The 6,433-nt window shown below is 41.8% G+C and carries 5 protein-coding genes; all 5 read left to right on the top strand.

The features are described from left to right. Positions 1–242: 242 nt before the first annotated feature. The 5 genes from FBF73_RS08995 (at position 243) to FBF73_RS08975 (ending at position 6,432) form a co-directional block, all read left to right on the top strand. A complete protein-coding gene (locus FBF73_RS08995; protein WP_136937611.1) occupies positions 243–944 on the top strand; it encodes an ABC transporter ATP-binding protein in 702 nt (233 codons plus the stop codon). Beyond that, a complete protein-coding gene (locus FBF73_RS08990; RefSeq protein WP_169435209.1) occupies positions 940–3,648 on the top strand; it encodes an ABC transporter permease in 2,709 nt (902 codons plus the stop codon). Before FBF73_RS08995 ends, FBF73_RS08990 begins: the two co-directional genes overlap by 5 nt. A 144-nt stretch (positions 3,649–3,792) precedes the next feature. After that, positions 3,793–4,062 carry a 30S ribosomal protein S15 gene (gene rpsO, locus FBF73_RS08985; RefSeq protein ID WP_001018251.1) on the top strand — a complete coding sequence of 90 codons (270 nt, stop codon included), beginning with the start codon at positions 3,793–3,795 and terminating at the stop codon, positions 4,060–4,062. A gap of 476 nt (positions 4,063–4,538) precedes the next feature. Next, positions 4,539–5,150 carry a CadD family cadmium resistance transporter gene (locus tag FBF73_RS08980; protein ID WP_000250865.1) on the top strand — a complete coding sequence of 204 codons (612 nt, stop codon included), beginning with the start codon at positions 4,539–4,541 and terminating at the stop codon, positions 5,148–5,150. 235 nt (positions 5,151–5,385) lie between these two features. Beyond that, positions 5,386–6,432, top strand: a complete 1,047-nt coding sequence (locus FBF73_RS08975; RefSeq protein ID WP_136937609.1) for a FecCD family ABC transporter permease — start codon at positions 5,386–5,388, stop codon at positions 6,430–6,432. Position 6,433 lies beyond the last annotated feature (1 nt).

Raw genomic sequence — 6,433 nt, 5'->3', positions numbered from 1 at the left:
ATATGATTCTTTCTAATGAGTTGTTTAGTCGCTTTTCATTATAGGTCATATGGGACTTTTTTTCTACACAAAAATAGGCTCCATAATATCTATAGGGGATTTACCCACTACGAATATTATAGAGCCTAAAAAGAAAGCCTAGGAATACCTAGGTTTTTCTTTTTATTCTAGTATCCAACTCTTCGAAAAAGCGTTATAATGATAGTAAAGAGTGACTTGTTTATAAGAAAGAGAGAAGGACGATGGCTTATATTGAAATGAAACACAGCTACAAGCGTTACCAGGTTGGGGATACGGAGATTGTGGCTAATCGCGATGTGAATTTTGAAATTGAAAAAGGGGAGCTGGTCATTATTCTTGGCGCTTCAGGTGCTGGAAAATCAACCGTTCTCAATCTCCTAGGAGGTATGGATACCAATGACGAGGGGGAAATCTGGATTGATGGTGCCAATATTGCAGACTACAATTCCCACCAGAGAACCAATTACCGCCGCAATGATGTCGGTTTTGTTTTTCAGTTTTATAATCTAGTTTCCAATCTGACAGCTAAGGAAAATGTGGAGTTGGCTTCAGAAATCGTGACAGATGCCTTGAATCCCGAGCAAGTTCTGACAGATGTGGGTCTTGCTCATCGGATGAATAATTTTCCAGCCCAGCTTTCTGGAGGGGAGCAACAGCGAGTCTCCATTGCACGCGCAGTAGCCAAAAATCCTAAAATTCTCCTTTGTGATGAACCAACTGGAGCCTTGGATTATCAGACAGGCAAGCAAGTCTTGAAGATTCTCCAAGACATGTCTCGTCAAAAGGGAGCGACGGTGATTATCGTGACTCACAATAGCTCGCTAGCTCCTATCGCAGATCGGGTGATTCACATGCGTGATGCCACTGTTATGAGAGTAACAATCAATGAGCATCCACAGGCTATCGATACATTGGAGTATTAGCATGAAAAAAACATACCGAAAAGACTTGCTCCAGTCGGTGACTGCTTCCAAGGGACGCTTTTTATCTATCTTGACCTTGATGATGCTGGGGTCTTTAGCTCTAGTAGGTCTCAAAGTGACTAGCCCAAATATGGAACGTACAGCTGAGGATTATCTCCGTAAAGCAAATACCTTGGATCTGGCAGTGATAGCTGATTATGGATTGGATAAAAAGGATCAAGACGAACTAAAGACCCTTCAAGGAGCAAGTGTTGAGTTTGGCTATATGGCAGACCTAACCGTTGAAAATAGTGAAGAAGCGGTTCGACTTTATTCCAAGCCGGAGGGAATTTCAACCTTCCAAGTGACAGAAGGGCGACTTCCAGAGGCTGATGGGGAAATTTCCTTGGCAGATTTCTGGAAAGACCGCTATCAGATTGGGCAGACAATTACCTTTAGCAAGAAAGAAGAAGGGAAGACCGTCATAAAATCCCAATCTTTCACCATTACTGGATTTGTTCAGTCGGGTGAGATACTTTCTCAAGAAGACTTGGGAGGGGCTAGTAGTGGAAATGGAAGCTTGGCTGGCTATGGAGTGATTTTACCCAGTCAGTTTGCCTCAGATGTTTATAGCATTGCGCGTGTGCGCTATGACGATTTTAAAAATTTGGATGCCTTTTCATCAGACTATAGAAGCAAACGAGATCAACATCAGGAAGCATTGCAAGACTTGCTAGCTGATAATGGTCAAAAACGATTAGAAAGTATCAAAACAAATGGGCAAAAGAGCTTGGAAGATGGAAAAGAACAGCTCCAAACAGCTGAAAGTAACCTTCAAAAAGGCAAGAGTCAGTTAGAACAGGCTGAAAGTCGATTGAAAACTCAAGAAGAACAAGTGACCGCTTTGCCTGAGCCTCAAAAGAGTCAAGCCAAGGAGCAATGGACAAAAGCTAAGGAAGAATTGGCTACAGAAAAAGAAAAAATGGCTCAGACAGAGAGTAATCTAGCCAAGGAAAAAGAGAAGCTTGAACAACACCAGAAAGAGCTTGATGAACTGGCAGAGCCTACTTACCATGTATACAACCGCCAAACCATGCCAGGCGGTCAAGGCTATCTCATGTACAGTAACGCTTCAGCAAGTATTCGTTCTGTCGGGAATATCTTTCCCGTGGTGCTTTTTATGGTTGCTGCAATGGTAACCTTTACAACTATGACTCGCTTTGTGGATGAAGAGCGCACCAATGCTGGTATTTTCAAGGCTCTAGGTTATAAGAATAAAGATATTGTTGCCAAGTTTGTCCTCTATGGTTTTCTTGCAGGAACTGTAGGAACCGTTTTAGGAACGCTTTTAGGACATTATCTCCTTGCAGGCGTGATTTCGGATGTTATAACAGCTGGAATGGTCGTTGGGAAAAGTCAGGAGTATTTCTACTGGTCTTATAGCCTTCTTGCCCTGGCCTTAAGTTGGGTATCCAGTGTCTTGCCAGCTTATCTAGTGGCACGGAGGGAATTGCACGATGAAGCAGCCAAACTTTTGCTGCCCAAACCTCCCGTTAAAGGATCAAAGATTTTGCTGGAACGCCTGAGTTTTATTTGGAGTCGTTTGAGCTTCACTCATAAGGTTACGGCGCGAAATATTTTCCGTTATAAGCAACGGATGTTGATGACCATTTTTGGAGTTGCGGGTTCGGTTGCTCTCCTATTTGCAGGTCTTGGCATTCAGTCTTCTGTGGAAGGAGTTGTCAATCGTCAATTTGAACAAATCCAGCAATATCAGATGATTGTAGCGGAAAAGAGCAGTGTAACGGAGCAAGAAAAAGCAGCCCTAGAAAGTGCCTTGCAATCTGAGCCTATCCATGCTTACCAAAAAATCTACTCTAAATCCATTGAAAAAGATTTCAAAGGAAAAGCAGGACTTCAGACTATTACCATAATGGTTACAAGCCGAGAAAATTTCAAACCCTTTATCGCATTAGAGGAAAATGGCCAAGAGGTGGAGATCAGTGATGGAGCAGTCGTAAGTCAAAAACTAGCTCAACTAGCAGATGTTACGGTTGGAGACAAGCTGGAGCTTGATGGGAAAGAAATCAAGGTATCGGCTATTTCTGAAAACTATGTTGGACACTTTGTTTATCTCAACCGAGCGACATACGAACAAGTCTACGGTACCAGTCCGAAAGACAATACCTACCTAGTAAAATTAAAAGAGCCAACACCATCCAATACGGAGAAAGAAGCTGCGGCCTTTATGAAAAAAACTGCTGTTTCTGGGGTGGTCCAAAATGCAACGGCTATCCACCTCTTTGAATCTGTAGCCAATTCTCTCAATAAAACCATGGCAATCCTTATCCTTGTTTCCGTCTTGCTAGCCATTGTCATTCTTTACAATCTCACCAATATTAATGTGGCAGAACGTATCCGTGAACTTTCGACCATAAAGGTTCTCGGTTTCCATAATAAAGAAGTGACCCTCTATATCTACCGCGAAACCATGGTGCTGTCCTTTGTGGGGATTGTTCTCGGTTTGGTAGCCGGCTACTATTTACATCAATTTTTGATTCAAATGATCTCACCTGCCACCATACTTTTTTATCCACGAGTCAGCTGGGAAGTCTATGCTCTTCCAATCGTCGCAGTGACTGTGATCTTAGCCTTACTGGGTCTCTTTGTCAATCACTACTTGAGAAAGGTGGATATGCTTGAAGCCCTGAAATCAGTAGAGTAGGTCAAGTTTTTAAAAAGTAAATCAGTTGACAAAGTCCCTGCTTCTTGGTAGAATAAGAACTGTCGTAAAGACAAATAACTTCTTCTTGGTTACAGGCATGCCAACCTGTCACTCGGATGAAGCCAAATAAAAAGGAGAAACATCATGGCAATCTCAAAAGAGAAAAAAAATGAAATCATCGCACAATATGCACGTCACGAAGGTGATACAGGTTCAGTAGAGGTTCAAGTTGCTGTCCTTACTTGGGAAATCAACCACCTTAACGAACACATCAAACAACACAAAAAAGACCACGCTACTTACCGTGGATTGATGAAAAAAATCGGTCGCCGTCGTAACTTGCTTGCATACTTGCGTAAAAACGACGTTAACCGTTACCGTGAGTTAATCAACTCTCTAGGACTTCGTCGTTAATCTTGCGTCTAAACCGTTTCTATACTTCGTTGGCTTCGGCTCGATGTACCATTAGTACAACCTTCGCCTCGTCGCCTAGTCTATAAACGGTTTATACAGCAAGACTGGAGCTCTCTGATTTTCAGAGGGCTTTTTTATTGAGGTTTTATCGGTCACAATTTTGGAGACTACAAAAACCTCAAATGGTATCAGCTAATTACACCATAAAGGTGCGCAGCTACTCGGCTTGAAAAGCCGAGTAGCTGTCTGCAAGCCCCCTCGGAGAGCCCACACTTTACGAAGTAAAGTATAGTATGTTATACTTTACATGGAAGTAGTCACCGAATTCCAGTTAGAAATTACTTTGTAACTACATTTTGAGGAGGAGTAAAATGCTTTCCTACGTTCGACATTACCCACTAGCGATAGCTAAATTAATGTGTCTGTGCTTCCCTAAAATCTGCTGATTTATTACTGACTAATACAGGAGTTTTTTTATGGTACAGACAATCATATCTGCTATTGGTGTTTATATTTCTACCAGTATCGATTATTTAATTATTTTAATTATTTTATTTGCACAGCTATCACAGAATAAACAAAAATGGCATATTTATGCGGGGCAATATCTAGGCACAGGTTTACTTGTAGGGGCGAGTTTAGTTGCTGCTTATGTCGTTAATTTCGTGCCTGAAGAATGGATGGTTGGATTGCTTGGTTTAATCCCTATCTATTTAGGGATTCGCTTTGCAATTGTTGGAGAAGGTGAGGAAGAAGAGGAAGAAATTATTGAAAGATTAGAACAAAGCAAGGCAAATCAACTGTTTTGGACAGTTACATTGCTGACAATTGCGTCTGGCGGAGATAATTTAGGTATCTATATACCTTATTTTGCTTCGTTAGATTGGTCACAGACCCTCGTGGCGTTGCTTGTGTTTGTAATCGGCATAATTATCTTATGCGAGATTAGTCGGGTGTTATCCTCTATTCCGTTAATATTCGAGACAATTGAAAAATACGAGCGAATCATTGTGCCCTTAGTATTCATTCTACTTGGACTATACATCATGTATGAAAATGGCACGATAGAGACTTTTCTGACCGTGTAGATTTTTTTGTTTCACTAGGATTTTAGCCCGAGCTCAAATCAGCTCTCTGATTTTCAGAGGGCTTTTTACGTTGTCACCTTACCTCGATATACTCAAGTATTATCTTTACTTACGGTTCCTAGCACTATAAAACCAACTATATTCATTTGTTCTCATCTTGTTCCATTGTTGAAAATATGGTATACTTTTCATGAGAATTTTCTAAATTTTTAAGATTCTATCAAAGGAGGTTTGCATGCTTTCCAAATTTTCTGGAAGCCGACAAGACCAGCAATTTGTGTTACTTTTAGTTGTTTTGCTAGGTATTTTAGGGATTTCTCTCTTTCTAGCAGTTTCAATGGGATCTGTTGCGATTGATCTAGGAGATACCTATCGGATTGTTTTGAGCAGGTTGGGATTTCCTCTTGAGATAGGAGAGGTTTCCAAGTCTACTCTTGCCATTGTATGGAACATGAGATTCCCCCGAGTATTGTTAGGTTTGATAGTGGGGGCTGGTCTTTCTATGTGTGGTAGCGTGATGCAGTCTACAGTGAACAATCCCATCGCAGAGCCTTATGTCTTAGGAATATCTGCGGGTGCAACTCTAGGGGCAACCTTGAGCATCATTCTTGGTTTAAAAGTGATGATTAGCCTTGGAGCTTTTCTTGGCGCTACTTTGGCAACAATTGCTGTCCTCATCATTGCCTCTATGCAGGGAAGGATGACGACTTCTAGTCTAATCTTATCGGGAACGGTGGTCAACGCTTTCTTTCTGGCTTTTTCCAACTTTATTATCTCAGTTGGAGCTAATGCGGATAGTGTGATGACCATTAAGTTTTGGACCATGGGCTCGCTCGCTGGGACTTCCTGGTCTGACTTGGTCCTGCCAACTATAGTGGTAGGAATAGCCTTTCTATTTTTCTCTACCCAGTATCGTGTTTTCAATGCGATGATGATGGGAGATGAGGCTGCTTTAACTTTGGGGATTCCCTTACGCTTTTATTGGTATCTTTATGTGACAATGGTGGCTGTGCTGACAGCAGTCTTAGTGGCAACCTGTGGGATTATTGGATTTGTCGGTCTGATTACTCCACATTTAGCTCGAGGGTTAGTAGGAACGAATTACAAGAGGCTTTTCCCCGTTGCAACCTTGCTGGGTGCCCTCTTTGTCATTTGGGCAGACGTATTCTCTCGTATCATCATTCCAAACGCAGAGCTTCCTATTGGTATTTTCACAGCCTTAGTAGGTGCTCCCTTCTTTATCTATATTGTTGGAGGTAGGCGAAGGGAGGTGAGGGTCTGAT

It is taken from the genome of Streptococcus mitis (assembly GCF_005144795.1).
GTDB lineage: Bacteria > Bacillota > Bacilli > Lactobacillales > Streptococcaceae > Streptococcus > Streptococcus mitis_BB.
The sequence above is the reverse complement of the archived record's forward strand: the minus strand, read 5'-3'. Positions and strand labels throughout refer to the sequence as shown.